At 68.6% G+C, this 23,106-nt stretch carries 25 protein-coding genes and 1 pseudogene; 10 read left to right on the top strand and 16 right to left on the bottom strand.

Translation table 11 applies throughout. From position 1 onward, the window contains the following. Positions 1-33: 33 nt before the first annotated feature. The 8 genes from FLX07_RS29990 to FLX07_RS29960 all read left to right on the top strand — a co-directional run bounded on the left by FLX07_RS29990 (position 34) and on the right by FLX07_RS29960 (position 7,826). Complete coding sequence (locus tag FLX07_RS29990; RefSeq protein ID WP_142575055.1) at positions 34-1,410, top strand: hypothetical protein; 1,377 nt, start codon at positions 34-36, stop codon at positions 1,408-1,410. Beyond that, a complete protein-coding gene (locus FLX07_RS29985; RefSeq protein WP_142575054.1) occupies positions 1,407-3,146 on the top strand; it encodes a type IV secretory system conjugative DNA transfer family protein in 1,740 nt (579 codons plus the stop codon). Before FLX07_RS29990 ends, FLX07_RS29985 begins: the two co-directional genes overlap by 4 nt. Then, a complete protein-coding gene (locus FLX07_RS29980; RefSeq protein WP_142575053.1) occupies positions 3,143-3,535 on the top strand; it encodes a DUF4913 domain-containing protein in 393 nt (130 codons plus the stop codon). Before FLX07_RS29985 ends, FLX07_RS29980 begins: the two co-directional genes overlap by 4 nt. A gap of 16 nt (positions 3,536-3,551) precedes the next feature. Then, positions 3,552-3,953, top strand: coding sequence for a hypothetical protein (locus FLX07_RS29975; protein WP_142575052.1), 402 nt, complete (start codon positions 3,552-3,554; stop codon positions 3,951-3,953). Between the two features lie 6 nt (positions 3,954-3,959). Then, a complete protein-coding gene (locus tag FLX07_RS29970) occupies positions 3,960-5,534 on the top strand; it encodes a hypothetical protein (protein WP_142575051.1) in 1,575 nt (524 codons plus the stop codon). Positions 5,535-5,634: 100 nt separating this feature from the next. Beyond that, positions 5,635-5,799, top strand: coding sequence for a hypothetical protein (locus FLX07_RS36730; protein WP_167748439.1), 165 nt, complete (start codon positions 5,635-5,637; stop codon positions 5,797-5,799). Positions 5,800-5,804: 5 nt separating this feature from the next. After that, positions 5,805-6,650: a hypothetical protein gene (locus tag FLX07_RS36725; protein WP_167748438.1), complete on the top strand. Its 846-nt coding sequence runs from the start codon at positions 5,805-5,807 to the stop codon at positions 6,648-6,650. Between the two features lie 393 nt (positions 6,651-7,043). Further along, entirely contained in the window at positions 7,044-7,826 is a 783-nt protein-coding gene (locus FLX07_RS29960) for a hypothetical protein (protein WP_142575049.1), read from the top strand. Between the two features lie 24 nt (positions 7,827-7,850). Here the strand turns inward: FLX07_RS29960 and FLX07_RS29955 are convergent, their stop codons facing one another. The 7 genes from FLX07_RS29955 to FLX07_RS29930 all read right to left on the bottom strand — a co-directional run bounded on the left by FLX07_RS29955 (position 7,851) and on the right by FLX07_RS29930 (position 12,820). Continuing rightward, positions 7,851-8,417 carry an HAD domain-containing protein gene (locus tag FLX07_RS29955; RefSeq protein ID WP_142575048.1) on the bottom strand — a complete coding sequence of 189 codons (567 nt, stop codon included), beginning with the start codon at positions 8,415-8,417 and terminating at the stop codon, positions 7,851-7,853. Positions 8,418-8,435: 18 nt separating this feature from the next. Next, positions 8,436-9,086, bottom strand: a complete 651-nt coding sequence (locus tag FLX07_RS29950; RefSeq protein ID WP_142575047.1) for a class I SAM-dependent methyltransferase — start codon at positions 9,084-9,086, stop codon at positions 8,436-8,438. Then, entirely contained in the window at positions 9,083-10,000 is a 918-nt protein-coding gene (locus FLX07_RS29945) for a phosphotransferase family protein (RefSeq protein WP_208762459.1), read from the bottom strand. Before FLX07_RS29945 ends, FLX07_RS29950 begins: the two co-directional genes overlap by 4 nt. A gap of 125 nt (positions 10,001-10,125) precedes the next feature. Then, complete coding sequence (locus FLX07_RS29940; protein ID WP_208762458.1) at positions 10,126-10,830, bottom strand: hypothetical protein; 705 nt, start codon at positions 10,828-10,830, stop codon at positions 10,126-10,128. A gap of 44 nt (positions 10,831-10,874) precedes the next feature. Next, entirely contained in the window at positions 10,875-11,027 is a 153-nt protein-coding gene (locus FLX07_RS38065) for a hypothetical protein (RefSeq protein WP_223854144.1), read from the bottom strand. A gap of 189 nt (positions 11,028-11,216) precedes the next feature. Beyond that, positions 11,217-11,345, bottom strand: coding sequence for a hypothetical protein (locus FLX07_RS38585; RefSeq protein WP_263407699.1), 129 nt, complete (start codon positions 11,343-11,345; stop codon positions 11,217-11,219). Between the two features lie 224 nt (positions 11,346-11,569). Continuing rightward, positions 11,570-12,820: a helix-turn-helix domain-containing protein gene (locus FLX07_RS29930; protein WP_142575045.1), complete on the bottom strand. Its 1,251-nt coding sequence runs from the start codon at positions 12,818-12,820 to the stop codon at positions 11,570-11,572. Between the two features lie 111 nt (positions 12,821-12,931). Between FLX07_RS29930 and FLX07_RS29925 the strand changes: the two genes are divergently transcribed. Beyond that, the gene (locus FLX07_RS29925; protein WP_142575044.1) at positions 12,932-13,492 is read left to right on the top strand and encodes a flavoprotein; all 561 of its coding nucleotides are present in this window, start codon (positions 12,932-12,934) and stop codon (positions 13,490-13,492) included. 36 nt (positions 13,493-13,528) lie between these two features. Here the strand turns inward: FLX07_RS29925 and FLX07_RS38060 are convergent. The 8 genes and pseudogenes from FLX07_RS38060 to FLX07_RS29895 all read right to left on the bottom strand — a co-directional run. After that, positions 13,529-13,653, bottom strand: a pseudogene (locus tag FLX07_RS38060) (IS3-like element ISRhosp5 family transposase); the annotation flags it as partial. A 54-nt stretch (positions 13,654-13,707) separates the two neighbouring features. Beyond that, a complete protein-coding gene (locus tag FLX07_RS37210; protein ID WP_223854155.1) occupies positions 13,708-14,070 on the bottom strand; it encodes a transposase in 363 nt (120 codons plus the stop codon). Next, entirely contained in the window at positions 14,007-15,320 is a 1,314-nt protein-coding gene (locus FLX07_RS29920) for an ISL3 family transposase (protein WP_208762456.1), read from the bottom strand. Before FLX07_RS29920 ends, FLX07_RS37210 begins: the two co-directional genes overlap by 64 nt. Before the next feature lie 146 nt (positions 15,321-15,466). Beyond that, positions 15,467-16,261: an IS21-like element helper ATPase IstB gene (gene istB / locus FLX07_RS29915; RefSeq protein ID WP_142575043.1), complete on the bottom strand. Its 795-nt coding sequence runs from the start codon at positions 16,259-16,261 to the stop codon at positions 15,467-15,469. Further along, positions 16,258-17,496, bottom strand: a complete 1,239-nt coding sequence (gene istA, locus FLX07_RS29910) for an IS21 family transposase (RefSeq protein ID WP_142575042.1) — start codon at positions 17,494-17,496, stop codon at positions 16,258-16,260. The genes istB and istA overlap by 4 nt, the downstream gene beginning before the upstream one ends. A gap of 757 nt (positions 17,497-18,253) precedes the next feature. Continuing rightward, positions 18,254-19,696: a relaxase/mobilization nuclease domain-containing protein gene (locus FLX07_RS29905; protein ID WP_142575041.1), complete on the bottom strand. Its 1,443-nt coding sequence runs from the start codon at positions 19,694-19,696 to the stop codon at positions 18,254-18,256. Continuing rightward, entirely contained in the window at positions 19,693-20,130 is a 438-nt protein-coding gene (locus FLX07_RS29900) for a plasmid mobilization protein (RefSeq protein ID WP_142575040.1), read from the bottom strand. Before FLX07_RS29900 ends, FLX07_RS29905 begins: the two co-directional genes overlap by 4 nt. 183 nt (positions 20,131-20,313) lie before the next feature. Next, positions 20,314-21,585, bottom strand: coding sequence for an SNIPE associated domain-containing protein (locus FLX07_RS29895; protein ID WP_223854143.1), 1,272 nt, complete (start codon positions 21,583-21,585; stop codon positions 20,314-20,316). Between the two features lie 601 nt (positions 21,586-22,186). Here FLX07_RS29895 and FLX07_RS29890 point away from each other — a divergent pair. Continuing rightward, positions 22,187-22,408 carry a hypothetical protein gene (locus tag FLX07_RS29890; RefSeq protein ID WP_142575038.1) on the top strand — a complete coding sequence of 74 codons (222 nt, stop codon included), beginning with the start codon at positions 22,187-22,189 and terminating at the stop codon, positions 22,406-22,408. A gap of 53 nt (positions 22,409-22,461) precedes the next feature. Here FLX07_RS29890 and FLX07_RS29885 read toward each other — a convergent pair whose 3' ends face one another. After that, positions 22,462-22,824 carry a hypothetical protein gene (locus tag FLX07_RS29885; RefSeq protein ID WP_142575037.1) on the bottom strand — a complete coding sequence of 121 codons (363 nt, stop codon included), beginning with the start codon at positions 22,822-22,824 and terminating at the stop codon, positions 22,462-22,464. Between the last annotated feature and the right edge of the window lie 282 nt (positions 22,825-23,106).

Genomic DNA, 23,106 nt, shown 5'->3' with positions numbered 1-23,106 from the left:
CGGCGTCTGCCCGGCCGAGCTCACCAGGAGGTCATGGTGAAGACTCCCGCACGCGGCTGGCGAGAGCCGTACGGCGGATGCGCCGTGCACGTCGAGGCCGGCGCGGAGTTTCAGGCGACCATCGCCCAGGTGTGCGGGCTGTTCCCGTTCGTGGCCGGCTCGGGCTCCCCCGCCGTCGGCACACCGATCGGCCGCCATCAGCTGTTCGGGGAGGTCGTGTGTCTCGACCCGCTGGCCTGGCTGCGCGCCGGGCTGGTCACCAACCCGGGCGTGTTCGTCCTCGGTCAGCCGGGGACCGGCAAGTCGACCCTGGTCAAGCGGCTCATCGTCGGGGCCATCGCGTCCGGCTCGACCGCGCTGATCCTCGGCGACACCAAGCCCGACTACACGATGCTCGTCGAGCACGTCGGCGGGCAGGTCATCCGCGTCGGTCGCGGCCTCGACCGCATCAACCCTCTCGACGCAGGCCCGCTCGGCGCCGCCGTACGGACCCAGCGCGGGGCCGAAGCCGAACGTACGCGCTGGGAGCTGCGCGGACGGCGGCTCTCGCTGCTGATGGCGCTGTGCACACTCATCCGCGAGGCGCCGGTCGGCAACGCCGAAGAGGTCATCCTCGGCCGGGCTATCGATCTGCTCGACGAACGACTCACCGCACCGACCGTGCCCGATGTGCTCGCCGTACTCGAAGAAGGCCCCGAAGCGCTGCGATCGGCCGCGCGGACCGACGACCCGGAGCGGTACCGCGAGCGGGTCAGCGACCTCGTCTTCACCCTCGAACTGCTCTGCACGGGTTCGCTCGCCGGCGTCTTCGACGGGCCGACCACCCGCTCCATCGACCTGACCGCGCCCGCGGTCTCCGTAGACATCTCCCGCGTCGGCGCTGCCGGCGACAAGCTGCTGACCGCCGCCATGCTGTGCACCTGGGCGTACGGCTTCGCCATGGTCGACGGCACCACCGGCCACTCCTACCTGGCCGTGATGGACGAGCTGTGGCGGGCGCTGCGCGGGGCGCCGGGTTTGGTCGAGTACGCCGACAGCCTGACCCGGCTCAACCGCGCCAAGGGCATGGCCTCCATCATGATCACCCACTCGCTTGCTGATCTGGAGGCACTGCCCACCGAGGAGGACCGGGCCAAGGCCCGCGGCTTCATCGACCGCAGCGCTATCACCGTGTTGGCCGGGCTGCCTCCGCGTGAGCTGGCTCGCGTCAGTGAGATCACCCGCCTCACCGGGCCGGAGCAAGAACTCGTCGCATCCTGGTCCGCACCGGACTCCTGGCAGCCGGGCGTACGGCACCCGGGGCGTGGCAAGTACCTCATCAAGACCGGCGACCGGCTCGGCATTCCGGTCGAGCTCGCGCTCGTCGGCGTCGAGCACGAGCTCTACGACACCGATCAGGCGATCCGATGACGAGGGCGGTGGGGCCGCGCACCGGGTTCACCCCGCACGGCGCGACCGGAGCATGGGTGGCGCTCTTCGCTGGGTGGGGTGTCGTGGCCTTCTTCGGCCTCATCTGGATTTCGGCCCGCGTCGCGGCCGGTCTGTTCGGTGGGCGAGTCCGCGAATTCGGTGCCGACTTCGCGTGGCGTGTGATCGAAGGCCGTACGGCTTCCGCGTGGCCCGGCACGCCGACGCTTGCCGTTGTCGTGGTTGCCGCGGTCCTCATCATCGCTGCGCTCGCCGTCGTCGTGGCCGCCTGGTGGTTCGTCATCGGACGGCTCCCCGATCCCGTGGATCCGGTGGCCGCCCTCGCGGACAACCCCGGCCTCGCCACGTTGAAGCCGGAGGCAGCGGAGAAGAAGGCCCGAGAGCTGCGGCCGTCTCTGTCCGGCCCGGTAATGCCCTGCGACATCGGGCTGGCGCTCGGCGACCTGATGCGCAACGGGCCCACGCTGTACGCCTCCTGGGAGGACACCATCGTGGCCTTCATGGCCCCCAGGTCGGGCAAGACGACCTGCCTGAGCATTCCGTACGTGCTCTCGGCTCCCGGGCCGGTCATCGCCACGTCGAACAAATCCGACCTGTGGGCGGCGACCGCCACCCTTCGCGCTGCCGAGGGCACGGTGTGGCTGTTCGACCCGCAGCACATCACCTATCAGCCGCAGACCTGGTGGTGGGACCCGCTGCGCGGGCTCTCGACGGTAGAGGACGCTCACCGGCTGGCCGGGCACTTCGTCCTCACCGTCGACGACGGCACCAAGCGTGACCTGTGGGGACCCGCCGCGCAGGACCTGCTCTGCGCGTTGTTCCTCGCCGCCGCCTCCTCCGGCCGCACGATGCGCGATGTCGCCAAGTGGCTCGACACGCCTGCCGTACCGACACCGGTCGAACTGCTGGAGGCCGCGGGCTTCTCCCTGCTCGCCTCGTCGCTGCGCGGCGCACAGAATGGTGCGGTCGAGACGCGCGACGGCATCTACCAGACGGCTCGTACGGCGGCCAAAGCACTGCGCGACGAAGCGATCATCTCCTGGGTCACGCCGTCGGCCCTGCCGGTCTTCGACCCGAAGGCCTTCGCCGCCGGAACCGACACCCTCTACCTGCTGTCCAAGTCGCGCTCGGCTGCCGCGCCGCTCATCGCCGCGCTCACCGACACCGCGATGCGGGCCGCCGAACGCCGGGCCGAGCGCATGGGCGGCAGGCTCGACCCGCCGATGGTCGTCTCCCTCGACGAGGCGGCCAACATCTGCCGGATCGCCGACCTGCCCGAGCTGTACAACCACCTCGGCTCGCGCGGCATTGTTCCGGTGACGATCCTCCAGTCGTACGAGCAGGGCGTCACCGTGTGGGGCGAAGCGGGCATGGCCGCCATGTGGGGCGCGGCGACCCGCAAGGTCATCGGCGCAGGCGTCGATTCCCCGCGCCTGGCCCGCGACCTGGCCACGCTCGTCGGCCAGCACGACGTGCCCGTCCGTTCCGTCTCGTACGCCGACGGCCGGGCGTCGGAGCAGATCTCGCTGCGCCGACAGGACATCCTCGAACCCGCCGCCATCCGCGCGCTACCGCCGGGGACCGCACTGCTGCTGGCCACCGGCGGACGTCCCGCCCTGATCTCGCTGCTCCCGTGGTACGAGAGCCGCGACGCCGACCGGATCCAGGCCTGCCGTGAACGGCTCGAACGGCTCATCGCGGAAGGAGCGGCACGATGACCGAACCGGTCTACGAGACGGTCGAGGAATGGGTGACCGAGCGCTTCGTCCCCATGTACCGGCGGACGCTCGGTGGGGAGTTCCGCTGGTGCGCCCAGTGGTGGAGGCACGCCGAGGCCATCTCGCGGCTCACGGCGCTGTGGCACGCCTGGGAGGCGCTGCGTCTGGAGGCCGGCACCGGCATGGGCGTGTGGTACCGCGATCACCTCGACCACCAGCTGCCGATCCTGCTCGGTGCCCGCGGCCCCTTCTATCAGTGCAGCGAGGACGAACACCTCGAACCCCACCTGGCCAACGTCGAACCCGCCCCGCCTGGCTGGTGGGGCCCTTCCACAGAATCCGCTTCGGATAGCCCGGCGGATGAGCCCGAACTCGACAGTCATGTCTGAATCACTAGGAGGTCTCATGTCCCTGATCGATGAGCTGTCCAAGGCGCACGCCGAGTTGGAGGCATGGCGCGACGTCGATACCGCTCTACACGCGTTCCTGGTCGCATCGGAGGCGGCCAGAGCCATGGAAGGCGCGAGCGCCCCAGAGGAGTTTCCGGCGTGGGTCTCGGCCGGAAGCGCCGCGTTCGAGGGCGCGTCCGCGCTGAGGTCGGTTCCCGCCACGGCGTACGACATGCCGCTGGTCTTCAAGGACGCCGACGACCGGTCGGCTGTCACAAAAGCCATGGCTGCCCTGGGCGGGCTCATCCGGGAGGTGATGGCCGAAAGGGCTCTCGATCTGAAGACCCCGGACGCCCGGCTTGCCGCGCTGACCGCCTCACGTTGCGGCACCCGCATCCAGCTTTTCCTGGGCGGGTGAACGGCCATGGCAACCGTCTTCGGCGACTTCTTGCGTGAGGCGTCCGAGCAGATGAACACCGCCGTCTATTGCGCCGAACGCTCCGTTTCCGGTGTCGCCGCCGTCGCGACGATCGAGCCGGCGCGCCGGATGACGACGGTCCTGCTCCGATACTTGGACGATCTCGCGCCCGAACGCGCCCCCGCGCACGAGCAGCTGTCCCACCTGTGGGACCGGGTGAACCATCCGCGCGTCCTGCTTCAGGAAGCCGACGTGATCCTGCGCGACCTCGACCGGCAACTCGCCGGCCGGAGTCGCAACACCTCGCATCCCGTCCCGGTCCATGTCGCCGGCGCCGCGCTCGCCCTCGGCACCGGCCATGACCTGCTGAAGACGCACTACAACCCCCGATCGGACTGGGCGAACGCGATTGAGGACATGGGCGTCCGGCACGCGGTGCTGGACGTCGTGGCACGCCAGGCACAATTCCTCGGCCGAGTCATGAAGGCGGCCCGAGCCGAAGTGCGCAGAGCGGGCCTGGACAGCGTGCGACTCGACCGATTGACCACCGCCCTGCAGACCGCGGGGGACATCGCCTTCCGGGTGACCGCGCCGGGAGCCACCGAGACGCTGGCCGCCGTACCCCTCAGGGCGACCCAGCCGCCCTCGGCGCTACCTGCAACCGCTTCGGTCGAGCAGCTCTGCGCCGGGATCATCACGAACGCCGAGGGGATACGCACGGCCCAGCCCGAGGCGGGAGGACAGCTGTCGTCCGCGGACTGCCGGCGCAACGCCACCGCCGCTGTCGTGGCCCTCCACTGCGCCTACCAGGCCGTAGCGATGCTGACCCGGCGGCACACCGAACTGCATCCCGCCCGCGAACTGCTCGTCCGCCGCACGCTACGCCTGTCCGCGGAAGGCCTTCACCGTGTGCTCGACCGCTGGCAGGCCGTACGGCACGGCTGGCAGCGGCTCCTGTTCGACCAGCGGCGTCCAGGCCCCGCGGATCACCTTGACCAGATGACCATTCGCATGGGCCGTCTCATCTCGACCAACCCGGAGTGGTCCTTTGAGCTGCGTAACCTGCCGACGCTGAAGTCCCCAGCCGAGCTGGCGCCGACGACCGCGGACATGTCGCAGATCCTGCTTTCCGTCCGGCACGCCGCAGAAGCCCTCGCCGTACTCGGCCAGCATGACCTGGCTCAGGTCACCGCCCCTGGCCAGATCGAAGCGATCCACGCGATGTCGAGAACCAGTGCTGCCGTGAATGGCCAGGTGGGAGCATCCGGGGTACGAGCCCTCGTGGGGGCGTACCGAGAAGTCGTCGGCTACACGAACGCGGTGCTTGCGGATCTGAATCGAGCCGCTCTCGATACGGCCACTCCTGGGGAGCGTCCGAGCGTCATGGTCGCGCTGTCCATCCTCGACCGCCGCCGAAATCCCGCTCAGGTCTCGGCACTCTTCGACGACGCCACCGCGGTCAACAGAGCGACGGCATCGCAATACACCTCGAACATCCGGGTGGCTACCGTCGGCGCGGTCACGGCAGCCTCAAGGTCCAACCCGGACGGCGGGCGGCAGGCAAGCAAGCCGACGAGGTAGTGGCGGGGAGCGGGAAGGCCTTGGTTCCTCCCCCGGCTCTCGTGCGCTCGGCCATCCTGGCCCTGGGCGGCCCGAGCCGAGCCGTGGGATCGTGAGGGTCATGGCGACCGAAGATCCTCTGCGGCTTTTAGGACGGCTCCGGCTCGGCCGGGAAGAATATTGCCAGCGGCTGCTGACCATGCTGATCCTCGGCGGCCCCTATCCAAAGAACCCATTCCTGAACACCCCCATGCTGCTGAACCTGGCGGAGCGCTCGCACGTCTGAAGGTCATGCGCTCACTCGCCTTCCTTGCTTTCATCGTGCTGACCGCCTGCGGCAGCGGAGTGGCGGCCGACGAGCCGGTTACGTACGCGGCCGACGCCGTCTCCGTCCTAGAGAACCCCGGTCACGGGCCGCAGATGTGCGCCGCGATGGCCCAGTCGCTGCCACTCCAGTGCGATGGGCCGGACATCGTCGGCTGGGACTGGTCCAAGGTCCAGCACGAGAGCGTCCAGGGTACGAAGTGGGGTCAGTATCGGGTGGTCGGTACCTGGGACGGCTCCCGGCTGACCCTGACCGAACCACCAGGGGCGGCGGTCCAGGGCAGACCGGAGGAGCACAGGTTCGACAGCCCGTGCCCCGTCCCGGAGGGCGGCTGGCGGCCAGCCGATCCCGCCAAGACCACACAGGAAGCGCTCCAGGCGACTCAGCAGCGGCTGGAGAATGAAGAAGCCGTGGGCGGGGTGTGGCTGGACCAGAGCTATCTGGACTCGATCCCCGGCTACGACGGCAGCAAGCGGGAGTGGGCGGAGAAGTACGCCAACGACCCAACCAAGCTGGTGCTGAACGTGAAGTCCACGGGCGACCTGGCCGGCAGGGAGGCGTGGATCCGGGAGAGTTGGGGCGGCGCGCTCTGCGTCAGCCAGGCCCAGCGCAGCCTGGAAACGCTGCGGCAGATCCAGGAGTTCGTCGGTGAGGATCTTGGCCAGCCCATCACCTCGACTTCCGTCGACATCATGAAGGAGCAGGTGGTCGTGGGCGTCTGGGTGGCCAGCGAGGAGCTCCAGCAACGTCTGGAGGGCAAGTACGGCGAGGGCGTAGTGCTCCAGCAGGCGGTACTGAAGCCGGTGCAATAGGGAAGCCGTGGCCACAGACCAGTGACCACCCTGGCGTGCTGTTAGAGAGTCGGCGCGTTGGGGGCGCCCCAGCCTGGTACGAAGGTGTATGCCTGCAGGCACCGGTAGCTGACACTGGTAGGCAGCAGTCGTCCGACCTGATCAAGACGCGTAGAAGCCTGATCCGCGGACCCACATGATCGGCGGAGTAGCGGTGCTCAATGCCGCCCGACGCTGGTACATCACTCAGAAGATCTTGAATCTCCGAGCCGTGATGGGAAACGATCATCTGCAGCCTGGGAAGCGATCTTCTCAACCCTCTCACAGTCCCAGGCCAGCCTCACTCGTGAACACCCCTATCCGCGATGGAACACGCCCAACACTCCCTCGGATCGCGCAGCCCGTTTCCTGCTTGTGCTGGACGCGCTCTCGTTCGGCACCGGCGCCTGGGAAGTTCGGCCGCAGTTCGTCGACGAGTTCGACCTTCCACGGCGGCATGACGACGAACAGGGCGGAGCAGCGGACTACGCGATGCTATGGCCCGAGCGCCTGTGGATGATCGAGCTGAAGACCGAGACCGCAAGTCACCGCCGAGGGCAGCTCTCGGGGTACCTCGCCCTGGCCGAACATCATCATCCGGCTCGCCGCATCGACCTCACCTACCTGACTCCGCCGATGCCTCACACACCGCCAGCCGCCCAGACGCGGACGCGCTTCAACCACCTCACCTGGGCTCAGGTCATCCCGCTGATCACCGCTGTCTGGGGGAACGGCGACGACGCAGATCGGCGCGCCGTCGAACTATTGCTGGCCGCCTTGGACGGCATCGGAACCGACTGGAGCACCTGGCGCGCAGCCCGGCTCCAGGTAGTGCCGGGCACCGAGTTCGAGGCTCCCGTCGCTGACACGCAGCCGACGGCCGACCCCTTCAAGGAGGCGATGGCGCTTGTCGATGCCACCGCCCGGGACGGACGGCAACGGGCCCTCGGTCACGCGGTGACGGACCTGCAGGATCTGCAGGAGCTGCGCCTATCCCTACGGCAGGCCATCTGCGCCTCACCCGACCCCTCCCCCCGTCCACCACGTGCTGCCCTGGATCTGGAACGCCACGACCAGCGGCGGCACGGTACTCACCGCCGCCGGCGCCGAGACGGATACGAACTGCGCCTATCCCGGTATCGCAAGCCCATCTGCTGACAGGCTGCTCGGGCGACGCTTGTATCAATCGCGCAGGGACGTGAAGGACCGGGAGGGCATGCCGACGAGTCCGGCCATCCACGAACGGATCGTCTCCAGATGCGTCGGCAGCAGACCGACTTTGGGATCCGGCTGGACGAGCAAGGTGGGAATTCCTGCTGCCGTCCGGCCTGCGGCCCAGACGTGGTCGGCGGGGGTGAAGTCGTCGTCGATCCAGACGGCCTGAGCGGTGCCGAGCCAGGCCGAGACGTCGTCCCGTTTCCAGAGGTAGCCGTTGGGGTGGCTCGTCGTGATGTCCTGACGGGCCAGCTCTACATGCGGGAACGGCTCCAGGCCCAGCTTGGCGCCGATCAAGGGGTTGGCGTCGCCACGCCAACTGGTGCACCAGACCGGTGTCAGAGGCAGCTCGCTGATCAGCTCAGCCAGCATGGGCCCGTGCGTGGGATCCAGCCATATGGGGACCTGTGAGCCCGCGTCATAGCCGGTGGGTACGACGCTGTGCCTCACGTGAGTAGCCGGTCCGTTCCCCTCGCTGTCGGGGAACGGGATCAGCACGCCGTCGACGTCGATGAGCAGATAAACCTCGGGCACGACAGCCTCCTCGAACCGTCATGATTTACGGGCGACAACGAGCAAGGTGTTCGGGCCTGCCGGCGACTCACCCAGGTGCTGAAGGTCCTTGACCCGGAAACCGGCTGCCGACAGCAGCGCGACCCAGGCGAGCACGCTCGGCTTCCAGCGGCGGACCGGCATTCTGCCGCCCGACGGCAACAGCAACGTGGTGCCCCGGTCACTGCGTCTGGGATGCGGAACGGCGAAGGCCAACACCCCGCCAGGCCGCAGCACCCGCGCAATCAACGGAACGAGCGCATTCGGGGAGGTGAGCCCCACGGCGCCGAAGACGGAGCAGCAGGCGTCGTACGGATGGCACGGCGTCGCCAGGAACTCAACCGCGTCATCGGCGACGAAGGCGATCCCCGGCAGGTGCCCATAGCGCGTACGTGCCCGTTCGATTTGCCTCTCGGAGATGTCGACGCCGATTCCGGTGGCGCCATGGACTCCGACGAGGTGGGCGAGGTGATGGCCCGTGCCACACCCCAACTCGAGGACGCGCGCACAGGCGAGGTGTCCCAGGATCTCAGCTCCTGGCCCGCCGTCAGGCTCCGGCGTCCAGTACATGCGAGACGGAGCCGCCGCCGGCAGTGCCGACTCGACGGCCTGACGTTGCCGGGCGTGCTCCTGCCATGCCTGGCGGTTCATGGCGCGAGCAGCCGTACGGCTTCGCGGAGGTGACGCCGTACGGCCTTGATGTAGGCCGGATCGCTGGTCGGGTCGTTGATCCAGTGCACGGTCTGGTCCATGAACCACTCCACGATCCAGACCCGGTGCCAGCCGAGGGCCCATGCTTCGGCGGACAGACCACCCCGTGGCGCCAAGGCCTCCTGCGATCCGCCGACAGCGACGTAGGCTTCGATCAGCCGACGGACCCGTTGGACGTTGGCGGGCTGTTGAGTTCCGGGCCAGGAGGCCAAGTCGAGTAGGCCGGGGCCGTTGAACGCGCGGGCGAAGTCGAGCAGCCGCCATCCCGTCCGCCCGACGTGCAGCGAGCTGGGGTGGAACTCCGAGTGGCACAGCCCGAACGGCGCCAGCTCCGCCCCCTGGGCACGTGCGGGAGCCGCCTTGTCCAGGGCGGAGAGCATCTCGGCGATGTCGAGAGTGGATTTCCAGCGGCGGACCTGCCGCAGGTAGTCCAGGTGTGCGAGCGCGCGCAAGGGCAGGGCCCGCAGTTCGTCGGCGTCGAGGGTCGTCGGCAGAATCTCCGAGGGGCGAACCCGGTGGAGTACGACCGCCGCCTTGACCCCGTCGTCGTCCGCTGCCTCCCGGACCGGTTCGCCAAGGTCCTGCATCAGCATGCCGAGGATGCCGCCGATGACGGCGGAGGCGTACAGCTCGGGGACGGGCACGCCATGGACAGCGGCCAGCTTGAGCGCTCGGTCCTCGCCGGTGAACGGCTCGGCGGCGAATTTGAAGATGGCCGTGGAGCTGTCGGGAAAGTGCAGGCGTTCCACCGCCGACAGCGACCAGGCACGCATCGGCTCGCGTTTCGGCTCACCCGGGAACCTCGCCTTGGTACAAAGCTCGGCGCACAGCCGGGTGACGGTCGAGTCGTCCACGACGGTTACTCCTTCGGTATCTGGGGCGCACGGCCCGCGCTCATCGAAGCGCGGGCCGTACGGGAAGGGTCAGCTGGCGGTGCGGCAGGCGTAGACCTTGGCGAGCCACTCCTCACGGAAGCTCGTCAGCTGGGTGCGGAAGGTCTGCATCGAGGCGCCGTACGGCACGCAGGCTCCGCCGGACTGATTGGGCACGGACTGGCATCCGTGGACCAGCCGGCCACCGAGCGCGGCGTGCGCCTTGATCGACTCGATGCGGCGGTACTCGTTGAACAGTGCTTGTCGACCCCTGTGCCGTGGTAGACCTCGTCGAGCATGCCGCCGTCCTCCTCGTCCAGCTCGTAGACGACGGAGGTCGCGGCGGGGAAGAACCAGCACGGGCCGACGTTGGAGATGTGGCCATCCAGCTCGACCTTGTTGAGCGCCATGAAGGTGGCGGCCTCGCGGAGCATCCGCAGGTGGTCGGCGGTGATCTGGGGCAAGCCGAGGGTGGGCAGGTGCTCCTCGCGGAACAGGTAGCTGTAGACCTCCCAGGCCGTGGCCAGCACCCGGCCGGCGTCGGAGGTGGAGTAGCCGTGCTCCTGCACGAACTCTAGTGCGAGCTGTTCGACGGCGGTCTCCGCGGACTCCTCGATGCCGAGAAGCTGGCTGGCGACGAGGTTCCAGTCGCACAGGAGCCAGGTGGAGTTCTCGAACCGGAAGAAGTACTTCTCGGGGTCGACCGTGATGGTGGCTCTGTCCACGGTGATCCCGGGGATACGGTTCCAGCGCGGGTCAAAGGCGACCGGCAATTCGACGGCGAACGCGTCGAGCTGGGCGCTCAGGGTCATTGAGGCACTCTCCTTCTGACGTGGGTTTCCTGGTGGAGGGGGAGCTATCGGGCCTGCCCGGTGAGCAGGCGCTGCCAGAGCTCCATGGCTCTGGCCGTCAGGAGCCACTCCGTCTCGCGTACGGACTGACCGGTCGGCTTGCGGACGGTGCGGCGGATGAACACCAGGCCGCCGGAAACGCACAGCTCGTAGACCACCGGCTGGCACTCACACGTGTGCCGTCGTACCCGCAGGTGTGTGCACCGGGCCGTCGGTTTCCTCCACACGAGCCTTTCGCAGCCTGTCTGCGGTGGCGCGACGTGGACACTGTGGAACGGCGCGGGAAGCTGCGCGTCCTTGGGAGCGCCGCGAGTCGCACCGTGCGAGACCATACGGGTACGCTCCGGCTAACGGTCGACCTCGGCCAGCACACACTCGATGCGGTCAGCGGCCTCGGTGACGTTCGTGACGAGGGCGATCCGTTCGGGCCAGGGGAACCAGAAGCTCCACTCCCCCTCCGCATCCGGCGCGATCATGATGTGTTCCGTGAGGACGGGAGCCTCAGGGTTCATCACGAAGAGGTGGAGCGAGGACCCCTCACCGCTACGGAGCCGCGCGGCGAAGCCCCGGCCTTTCGAGTGCGGTGGCGAGCGACTGGAGCGCGTCGCGGACCACCGCCGGATCGGCAAGCTGCGTACTCATGGCGCGACCGTACGGCCGGCTCGCGTGGGCAAACCCAACCAGCGGTTGGGGGTGGCATTCAGGCGATGACGCGGGCTCTTGTCGCGAGGTCCAGCAAAAGAGCCGGAGGACGGCGCCTCGCCTCGATCATCTCGCTGATGGTCTGACGTGCGAGCGGGTTGAAGACGACGGTCTCCCTCGACTGTGTCTCCGACATCCGAAGGCAGGTGAGGGCTGCGTCGAAATCCCGCTGCCGCATGTGCCCTCGCGCCAGGTCGAGGAGGTGCTGGGCCCGCCGATTCGTCGAAGGGATGGCGGAGACGGTGATGGCCTTGGCCCGGGCGATCGCCGCGCCGGAGCGCCCTGTCTCCACCTCTATCGCGACGCCGTAGATGGCGACGTTGGCCTGGCCGAACATCGTCAGAGGGTTGTGGTGAGCAGGGCCGAGAGCGGAGGCGGCCCTGTGAGCGAGGTCCCAGTGCCGCCAGGCGTCGGCGCCGCGGTGGTTCTTCGCGCAGGCGATGGCGGCGAACAGGTGCAAGGAACCCCACGCCGAAAGCACGGCCTGCGAGGAACTCGACCTCGGTTCCACGTAAGTCGCCGCGGTCGACGCCACTTCGAAGGCCTCGTCAGTCTGTCCGCGCCCGACTGCGGCCATCGTGGAGGTCCAGGCGGAGATCGCGATCAGTTGCGGATCGTCGGTCTCCTCGGCGGCGACCATCGCACGGTCGGCTGCGCGAGCCGCCAGCTCGGCCTCCCCGACGCAGTAGAGGAAACGCTGCGCGAGCTGGAAGGTCTCGGCGAGAAGCGCCCAGGTGGTGCGCCGCATGCTGGGCGCGGCCGCTCGGTGCAGGTTCAGTGCGTCTTGTAGCAGGCCGGGCGCCACCGCGCCCAGAGCGGTGTACGGCCGGGCCGACCCGTGCCAGGCCGACCAGGCGACGGCCAGCCGACTCCGCAGCTTCTCGCTCTCGGCGAGCAGGTCGGCCACGGGCTGCGGCGGATAGATCGGCGTGGACAGCACCTGGCGAATGGCGGGGACGGCCTCGTGCCGGATCCTGCCGCCCTCGGTGACGGTGCACGTCATGCCCTGAAGCCGGTCTTCGACGATGAGGCTCAGATCTCGTACGCCGAGCACGTTCGCAAGGGCGACGAGGGTGGAGAGCTTGTCCAAGCGCTGCTCACCGCGCTCGACCTGGCGCAGCCACTCCTCCGTCCGTCCGCACAACTCCGCACACGCGCGCAGTCCAAGGCCTCGGCGCAATCGGAGCGCTCGGACGCGCCTACCAATGCGCCGGTCCAGCTCTCCACTTTCCACGTGCTCAGTCGCCATGGCACGACCTCACGTTGGGGACGTAGTGTTCGCCTCGACCACGGTAACCGTGCCCGTGAGTCAGCGGATAGTAACCGATGGTGATCTCAGAGGAATGGGGAACGGCGGGATATGGCAGAAGGCAAGCCGGTTCTGTATGTGATCGCGTGCGGAGGTCGGCCGGCGGGCGACCTCCCCGCCTTCGTCGAGCGCCTTCAGGCGGACGGCTGGACGGTCTGCATCATCGCGACGCCGTCAGCGACGAAGTTCATCGACGCCGAGCGGCTTAATACGCTCACCGGCTATCCCGTACGGCACGACTACAAGCGGCCCGAGGAACCGGACGTCCTGCCGGCGGCCGACGCCATGGCGGTCGTCCCGGCGACCTTCAACACGACCAACAAGTGGGCCCAGGGCATCAGCGACACCCTGGCGCTGGGTCTGCTGAACGAAGCCCTCGGCCTCGGCCTGCCGATCGTCGCCGTCCCCTGGCCCAACCACGCGCTCGCGAGGCACCCCGCCTTCCCCAGCAGCGTGGCCCGGCTCGAGGAATGGGGCGTACGGATAATCCTCGATTGGGAGCGTCTCCCCGCACCCAACTCAGGTGCACCAGGAGCGGTCTCCTTCCCCTGGGACGATCTACACGAAGCGCTGCAAGCCGTACGAGGAAACATCGACTCTTCGCCCGGCTGAAACAGCTTTGTCGCCGGTCATCCCAAAGGCACTCGCGTGGTCGGCGATGAACGGGAAGCGACTCACCAGTTGGCCTCCCCGGCGAAAAACTTGGCCGCCCGGCGCAGGATGTCGCGTTCCAGCTCCAGTTCCCGGATCCAGGCCTTGAGTTGCTTGTTCTCTGTCAACGTCGCTCGAATGTGGGATCAGGCACACTTTCCGTGATCTGACCCTGGTCAGTCGGCCAGCAGGAGGCGTTTGCGCAGGAGATCGGGGTTGGCGCGGCCGTACATCTGCCGCTTGAGCATTTTGGTGCGGTTGACGTGCCCTTCGACGGGCCCAGAGCTGTAGGGCAGGGTGAGGCCGGCGGTGACGGCGTCTTGGTCGCGGCGTAGCCCGGTGACGAAGGAGTGAAGGTCAGGCAGGTCGTTGCGGAGTACCGCGTTGATCCATGCCTCCAGGTCCCGGCCGCGGCGGTTCATCATCATCTCAGCGAACTGGCGCACGTGGTCCCGGAGCGCTCCCAGTTGGGGACTTAAGGCGGTGAGTGCGTCGAGCTGGCGTTGCTCGCCGGGTTCGAGGCGGGCGGGGTTGCGCAGGAACCACCCGGTGGCCTGCCGAACCGTGGGCGGGCGGGGCGAAGCCGGTGCAGGTGGCAGGCCCCTTCGCCAGGGGCGGACGTACTGGCGGACGACGGTGCTACGCCGCAGTAACCAAGATCGCGCAGTTCACGGCAGAGGAGTTCGGCGTTGGTGCATCCCTCCGCCCACCGCTTACGCAGGTAGCCGTCATAAGCGTCCAATGCCTTGGGGCGTTGGCCGGTGCCGATGTGTACGAGCAGGTCCTCAGGGTTGGCGGCGCGGGCGAAACGCCGGACGGTGTTGCGGCCAAGGTTCAGCCGCCGGGCGATCTCCCGGACGCCGTGGCCTTGCCTCAGCAGAGCGTGAACGACGGCATGCCGTTCCCGGGTGCGGACGGCGATCCGGTCGTCGCGGTCGGCGGGCGACCGAGGTGGGGTGGGCGCCTGCTCAGGTGGAGAAGGTGTGGGCTGAACGCTGACCGGGGGGATCAGGGACGGCAGATGATGGCGGTGCCGGGTGAGGGTGCGTTCGACGGCCTCGCCGAGGTTCCTCCAAATATGCCAGCGATCTGCCACCTGGATCGCATGTGGTGCGCCGCGGGCCACGCCCTCGGCATAGGCGCTGGCCCGGTCCCGGCACACGATCTCGACGCCGGGGTGAGTGTGCAGCCAGGCCGCGAGAGTGTCGGCCGTCCGGTCGGGCAGCACGTCGACCACCGTGCTGGTGGAGATGTCGATCAGGATGGTGCCGTAGGAGTGGCCCCGCCGGTAGGCGAAGTCGTCCACGCCGAGCACCCGTGGACCCGCCAGGAGGGGCGGCTCGGGCAGGCCGCGGATCAGTCTGATCAGCGTCGTCCGGCTCACTGAGGTGGCCAAGCGCTGGGTAAGCCGGGCCCCGGCGCGACCGCCCAGCGCCAGCGCAATCGCCCGCAATACCTTGCCCGCCGGGATGCTGCGGCGGCCGTATCGCACCGTCAGGTCGGGGATCTGCTCGGCGAACGTCGCCCTCGCGCAGGAGGTATTACGACAGAAGAATCGGTGTACCCGCAGGTGAATGAGCAGTTCCTGGCCGCCGGCTGCGATGTCGGACAGCCGCCGTTCATAGTGACTGTGCCTGCGCCGTGACTGAATCCCGCAGTCCGGGCACGCGGCCTCCATGGTGCCGGTTCTGGCTCGGATCCGCACCGTCGTTCCCGCACGGAACACCTGGTCGATGCGCACGCGGGCGAGGTGGGGAAACAAGACCGCGACCATCTCACTGATCAACACGCCGCAGATCGTCGCCATTGGGAGGCGAGCTACTGGCTAGAACACCTGAACTGTGATCAGCTCAGCCGGGGTCCGATCACGGAAAGTGTGCCTGATCCCGAATGTGGGACCAGGGGCGACGCTCGAATCTGGACCCGTTTGTTGATCTAGTCGTTGGTCTTGGCCGCGGGCACGCGGCCCAGGTCACGGTCTTTGAGCCGGTAGCTGTCTCCTTTCAGTGAGACCACCTCGGCGTGGTGGACGAGGCGGTCGATCATGGCGGCGGCGACCACGTCGTCGCCGAATACCTCGCCCCAGCGGCCGAAGGGCTTGTTGCTGGTGACGATCAGGCTCGCTCGTTCGTAGCGGGAGGAGACGAGCTGGAAGAACAGGTTGGCGGCTTCGGCTTCGAACGGGATGTAACCGACCTCGTCCACGATCAGCAGCGGGATCCGGCCGAGTTTGACGAGCTCGTTTTGCAGGCGCCCGGCGTGGTGCGCCTCGGCCAGACGGCCGACCCATTGGGCCGCGGTGGCGAACAGCACCCGGTGACCGGCCTGGCAGGCGCGGATGCCCAGCCCGATGGACAGGTGGGTCTTGCCGGTGCCGGGCGGGCCGAGGAAGACCACGTTCTCCCGGGCGGCCACGAAGTCCAGAGTGCCCAGGTGGGTGATGACCTCGCGTTTGAGGGAGCGCTGGTGGTCGTAGTCGAATTCCTCCAGCGACTTGCGGGCGGGGAAGCGGGCCAGCCGGATGCGGCCTTCCCCGCCGGGGGCCTCGCGGGCGGCGACTTCTCGTTGCAGGCAGGCGGCCAGGAACTCCTCATGGCTCCAGTCTTCGGCGCGGGCGCGTTCGGCCAGCCGCTCAACAGATGCGGCCAACGAGGGCGCCTTCAGCACGCGGGTCAGGTAGGCGATCTCAGCGGTGGCGTCACGGCTGCCCACGGCGTTCTTCGCGGTCATCGCGTCACCACCTGGTGCTCACCCAGGCCGAACAGGCGGTCGTAGTCGGTGAGTTTGCGCTGCTCGACGTCGGTGTCCACCGCTGGAGGCGGCGACGGCCGCCGGGCGAGTGCGCGCAATGCGCGGGCGGCCTGGTCGTGTTCGGGTGCGGTGATGGTCTGGTGGGCTGCCCAGCACCGCTGATGGGAGGCGACCAGCCGTCCGTCACAGGTGGCCCGCACCTGGTCCAGATCGGCGGTGACCTCGATGCGGCGGCCGATGACCGAGGGATGCACCGAGTAGTCGTTGGAGTCCAGGCGCACGTAGTAGTCCCGCCCCAGGCGGGTGGTCAGGTGCCAGCCGGTGACCGGCGGCAGCGGCGGCAGTTCCAGCATCGCGGCGAGGTCGGCGGCCAGCCGGTCGGCGGGCCGGCACTCGATGCGGCGGTGATGACGCTGGTTGGCTCGCTGCAGCCAGGTGGCCATCTGGGCGTTGAAGTCGGCCGGGCCGGTGAAGGACCTGCCCGGCAAGAACGAGGTCTCCAGGTAGCCGTTGGCGCGTTCGACCAGTCCTTTTGCCTCCGGGTCGCCGGGCCGGCACTGGATGACCTTGATGCCCAGGCAGCCGCGGAAGGCGTTCATCGCCTCGGTCAGCTGCGGGCGTCCGCCCCGCCACTGGCCGATCGCCGCCTCGTTGTCCCACACCAGCGCCTTGGGGACGCGGCCCAACTGCCGCAGCAGCACCCACTGGCCCGCGATCAGGTCCGCCGACTGGCGCGAGGGCAGCATCCTTGCGCTGATCCAGCGCGAATATCCGCTGACCATGACCAGCACCGGCGGTCGCCCGTGTTGCCCACATCCCAGCGGCACATCCACCGGCGGGAACCACAGATCGCATTGAGCCAGCTCACCAGGGAGATAGCTGGTCCGCGACGCCGGGTCCGGCGGCGCATACAGCGGCCGCAGCTCCCGGATGCGTTTCTTCAGCACGGTCAGCCCCCGCTGCCAGCCGATCCGCTCGGCGATCACCGTCGCGGGCATGTCCGGCCATTCCTGCAGCAACTGCCGGATCTGCGGCTCCACCGCGTCCACGATCGATCCGGACGGCTCGCGGACGTATTTGGGTGGTCCTTGCGACTCCAACGCCCGCCGCACCGTGTTGCGACCCACACCCAGCTTGCGGGCGATCGCCCGGATCGGCATCTGCTCGGCTCTATGCAGCCGGCGTATCTCCGCCCAGTCCTCCACGCTCAGCACCTTCCCGATCTAGGCCCATGAGGCCGGTAGATGGGTCCGTTTTCGAGCGTCGACACTGGTCCAGTATTGGAGCGCCGCCGTCAGCCAAGCCCGCGTCTCGCCGCCACTTCCTCTATCAACTGCGGCTTGTCGCCGGTGGCCGCTGCTGACGGGCTCGCCGCATGATGGCCTGGCGTCCGCCGGTGATCGCGCCGGGGCCGGTTCCGGACGTGATGCTCCTCCGCTTCCCGATCACGGCTCACAGGTGCCGCCTCCGGCTTCTCGGGACTCTTTGTAGCCACGGGAGAAGGTGCGGCGGCTGGAGCAGGTGCCGGCTGCTGCGGGACCTGCGGAAGGTGTACGACCTGTTGGGGCTGCTCCGGGGCCGGTTGGGAGGCCTGCCCGCGCCACGAGTCCCGTACGGCGCGGCCCACGTCGATGCTGTTGCCGGCGAGCCAGTTCTGCACCTCGCGCTGCATGGCGGAACACAACTTCGTGTTGTCGACGTACCGGCCTGCCGTACCGGTCAGGTGCGGGCACCCGGGCGGCGGGTCCGCCTGAGCCGTCCCCGCCACGCCCAGCGCTGCGGCGCCTGCCAGCACTCCTGCGGCAGCCGACCGCCACATCGCCTTCCGGCCTCGGAACGGATTGCTGGCTGTCACGACGCCACCCCCGGGTCGATCACGAAGCGAAGATGATCAACCACGATAGGCAGCTACACCGGTGCAACAGCGCAGCTCAGAGCCGAGTCGCACGAGCAAAAATAACGATCTTCCAGCTACCTATGCCGAGGTGACGCAGATGGTGCCGGAGGACCGGTGGAACGCCCGGACGAGCGCGGATTCTGGCCGGAATCCGCGCCGAGCGGCCTGGCGACGGGTTGTGGGAAGTCCGCCGCGGCCAGCCGCACCGGGGCACCCGCCGCAGGTGACGCCACGGCGAGCTGTTGGGCCGCCGCTCGTGCCGCGACCGCCTGGGCCATCCTGCCCTGCGCCGTACGGAGTTCGGCCACCGCGGCGACCAGCGCCGCGATGTCGGCGATGAGCGATCCTGCGGACCCTCGCGTCCCGGCAGCGAGCCTTCGCACGGCCCTCCGCAGCTCCAGCCCTGCTCGTGTCGGGGGCGGAATCCGCGCGTACGGCTCCCGCGCGGCGCGATCGAAGGCCTCTGCGGCGTTGTGCAGCCTCCGGTCCTTCAGCAGGCGCGCCGCGACATGCAGCAGGTCAGAGGTGGCACCCGGCACGTCCGCCGCGCCGCACGGTTCGCCGGCTGTGGCTTCACGCAGCTGCGCGGCGGCCTTCCGGGCCGCCGTCGTCACGAGCTCCCAGATCTCCCGACGTTCGTCCGCGCCCGTTCCGCCGGGGTGGTGATCGCTTCCGCTGCTCCACCGCGCGCGGAGTTTCGGAAGAGTGAGATCGGCGGCGAGCCTGCCACCGCCGAACCACACCAGCTCGCCGACGCGGTTGCGATGCTCCGGCAACGCCACCGCGTACCCCGTCACCTCGCCGGGATCGCGCTGGCTCATCCGTTGCCGCACCAGCACGCCCGCGGCGTCCAACGACCGGAAGAACTCCTCTTCCGAGGCCGCTCCGGCGGCTGCGGTGACGACGTGCTGCCGCAGCACCGTCCGCGGCACCTCGTCCCACCCGCGCCGCCGGGTCTGTTCCGTCTCGCTGCGGGTCGGCCGGCGCGCCGCAGTTCGGTCTCCAGGTGCGGTCAGGCGCAGGCCGTACCGGCGTTCGACGGCCTGGCAGGCCTCCCGTACCCGGTAGAAGTCGTTCCAGGTCCGGGGCTTGGTGCCGTCCTGGCGGGCGAGCGTGGCGACGATATGAATGTGGTCGTCGGCATGCCGTACGGCAACCCAGCGCACTCCGTCGTCATCGTCGACCCGCGCCAGCCCGGTGCGGGTCATGATCTCCTGAGCAACCTGGCCCCATTCCTCGTCCGTTAGCGTCCGATCCTCCCGGCCGGCGCGGGCGACGCAGTGCCACACCGGCTCGGCGTAACCGCGCTCCCCCAGCGCGGCGAGCGGCTGGTTGAGCAATCCGATCAGATTCCGGAAATCCCGCCCGCCTTCCGGCCGGAGCGCCGGCTCCAGCTCGGACGGATGCCGCCACCCGGCGACGAGGTGCGGGTTGATGTGCTCGTTGGCCCGGCCCGGACCGTACAGGTAGTACAGCAGTCCGCCGACGCGGCGCCCGCGCATCACCTTTCCGATCACCGGATCACCTTCCGGACGCCTTCCGCGATTCCGTCCAGCCGCTGCACCGCCCGCGCACACGCGGCGGCGTACGGAACGAGGTTGCCGGGATCGGCGCCGGTCGCGTTGAGCGCCGCCACGGCCTGGTTGAGGTTGACCCCGATGCGGCGCACCTGGCCGGCGGCGTGCATCAGCTCGATCAGCGCCTCGCGCAGCGGGTCGGGCATCGGCGGGTTCACCATCCGCGCCGCCGCCAAGACCGCCTCCGCCGCGTACGCCCCGTGCGCCAGCCCAAGGCGTTCGGCGGCCGTGCGGAGGTCGGCGTGCTCCTCCTCGGTCAGCACGAACTTCACCACGTGCGGCCGCGGCACCGCCTCCCGTTGACGCCGCCGCTGCCGCACCTGCCTGGACCCCGTGCTGGACCCGGTGTCCTCTCCCCCATCGGACATGCTCATGACCGCTCCCCCAACGACCGCGCCCGGTCGCTATCGATCAGAACCCACCCCCGTACCAGTGACGGGAGTGGGGGGGTTCTGATCACGAATGTCCCCCGCCGCATCCCGCCGGATGCAGCGGTATTGGGACATTACGAATATCTTGCTCCCGCCCTGCGGGACTCAGCTCCCGCCCTGCAGGACTCAGACTGCGGGTGCAGCGCCGTGCACCGACTGCCGCCATTCCAACGCCTCGGGCACGTCGCGGTACTCCAGCAGGTGCTGGCCGGCGATCTTCTCCAGCAGGTCGCGGACCTCCGCTGGTGTGGCGTAGAAGAACTCGCGGCGCGGGTTGACCTTGTTGACGCGCCGCTCGCGCAGTTCGTCGTGGAGCCGGCCTTCGAGGGAGACGGCGTCGTCGCTGAAGATCAGCGCGTGGGTGTCGAACTTGAATGGCACCGAGGCGTCCCCCAGCTCGCGCACCCGGTCCTCGGGCTCCAGCCGCCGGGTCATGCCGATCTTCACGACGTTCTCGCCGAACGCGCCGATGTTGGAGATCACATACACATAGCCCGCCCGGATGTTGGCCTCGCGCGCCTCCACAACGGCGACCGCGGCGCCGATCTCCTCCAGCTTCGCCTTCAGCTCCTCCGCGCCCGCCGTGTCGCCGTTCGCCAGCAGCTTGGCCAGCGCGGTGCGGTAGTGGGACTCCTCCTTACGCAGGCGGGCCTTCTCGCGTTCGAACTCCCGGCGCGCGGCCTCCTCCTCCCGCTGCCGCTCCCGCTGCGCGCGGACCTGTTCCTTTTCCTCCTCGACCTTGGCCAGGTATTCGGCGGTCAGCTGCAGCTCGTAGACCCGTAAGCGGTGGTAGTCGTCGCTGACGTGGATGTGCATCGTCTTGCCGAGCTTGACGATGGCCTCGCCGGCCTTGCTCAGCCGGTCGATCGCCGACTGCAGTTTGTACGGCCGCATGGTGCGTACGCAGTTGTCGGCCTCGGCGTTGTAGGCGCGCAGCATCAGCTTGGAAAAGTCCCGCACCATCCGCCGCCCCTCGGCAGCGGAGCCGTTGACCGTCCAGTTCGTCGCGCCCAGCACCGCCTGCCCGGCGCGGGCCATGCTCTTGATCTTGTCCTTGACCTCGGCCAGCTTCGCCTTGTACGCGACCGCGTCGCCGAGGGGATGCTGGTACTCATAGACGCCCACCTCCTGCAGCAGGGCGACGTCCTCGGTCTGCACGATCTGCGCCTCGATCTCCCGCAGCCGACGATCGGCGTCCTGGATCGCCACCTGCAACCGGGCCTGCTCCGCGCGCAACAGCTCGGTCGCGGCGGTGATCTGCATCGCGTCCAGGCCGCCGAGCCGCTCGACCCACTCCCGCAGCTGGGCGTTCTCCGCCTCCAGCCGCTTCTTGCCGCCGAACAGCCCGCCGCCGGAACGTTCCGGAACGGGAACTACGGGAGCCTCAGGCACCGGCATGGCGTGACGGCCGTTCGTCCCAGCAGGAGCAGGAGCAGGCGACGGAACGGGTGCGTGAGCGGGCGGGGCGTCGGCCACCCAGAACTGCCAGCCCGCCGGGGGCGGAGGCCAGGACGGGTCGGGCTGCCATCCAGGAGGAGGCCTCCATCCAGGAGGCGGAGCCGGCCACCCCGGCGGCGAGTTGAACCGGTACTCCGTCATCAGCGCCCTCCCTCGCGTCAACCCGGCTGGTCACCGGTCGAGAAGGAGGACGGCCACCTGATAACGGCGGTGCACGCACATTCGGCGGCCACAGGCAACTGTGATCGAACCGTGAGCACGGGACGCGGCCGGCAAAAGCGGCACGCACGCCTGGATGCCGGGGTTGGCTGGCGGACGTGGTCGAGCGAGGCACTACAGCGAACCGGAGGGGCACCGTGGATCGACCGGCCGGAGTTCCAGATTCCAGAGCGATTGCGCCTCACGCACCGACAAAATCGGCAACAATGCGCTTGCAAGATATTGCAAAGAGTAATCAGCGCACGAATGACGGCGACCTGCGAGGTAACTCCCAGACCGCCGTCAGTCACATCCGCACTGCTCTGAAGGATATTGAGGCGGCGTGAACCACCCCTGGGTCATCTACCTGCGAGCATGCCTCGCCGTTCGGATACAACGCGCACGAACGGCCCCCACACGCGGAGCCTCCGCCGTCGAGTGGGTCATCATCACGGCCATCATCGCCGGCGTCGCACTGGGCTTGGCCACCCTGATCAAGACCGTGGTGGAACAGAAGCAAGGCGAGATCCAGCAGACCCTCGGAGGCGGCAGCACAGGTGCGTGACCCCGAACCTCAGGTCGGCCATCATCGCCTCGGCGCTCATCATGCGGGGTCGGTCAGCGACCGCCCGGCCACACCGCCGCCCTGCAGGCACCCCATTTCACGCGCTTGTCCGTACCGATCTGTCCCTGACAGAGCTTGAAGACTTTCACCGATCCGAACAGGGAACTGTCGGTCGCGCAACCGCCCTGCGGCGCCCGCACCTCGAACGGCTTTCGCGCATCGATGGGATTGTCGTTGTGCCAGACAGCCTTGTAAGCCAGGTTGTCCACCTTGGCATCGCACACTTTGATCATCGACCGATCGGCGGGCACTGTCACCCGACCGTCACCGAAGGAATCGTTCCATCCGGGCGTCCCCGCCAACGCCGCTCTGGCCGAGCCCAGAACCAGCGCCCCGACGACTAGCGTGACCGACACCCACCCTGCTCGCGATCTCATACATCCCCCCGATAATCACTCGCAGGGAATCACTTTATGTAGTCGATCTAGCACGTCAAGCACTTCCGTGGCCGTGTCGATGGGGCAAGGCTCTGGACGGTAGGCAGCGCCTCAAAGGATCCGTCTGCCCTAGATGTTCTGACCATGGACGTTGGTGACAGCGGTGGAGGATCGGCGACACGCTGTCGATGACCTTGAAAAGGGTGAGGGCCTTCTGGCGTGGTGTGAGTCGACCAAGATTCACATCGCCCGGAGGCCCTC

Origin of the sequence: Microbispora bryophytorum (genome assembly GCF_006874465.1) — a bacterium.
In the GTDB taxonomy this organism is placed as follows: domain Bacteria; phylum Actinomycetota; class Actinomycetes; order Streptosporangiales; family Streptosporangiaceae; genus Microbispora; species Microbispora bryophytorum.
Note: the sequence above shows the minus strand (reverse complement) of the source record. Positions and strands in the feature narration are given on the sequence as shown.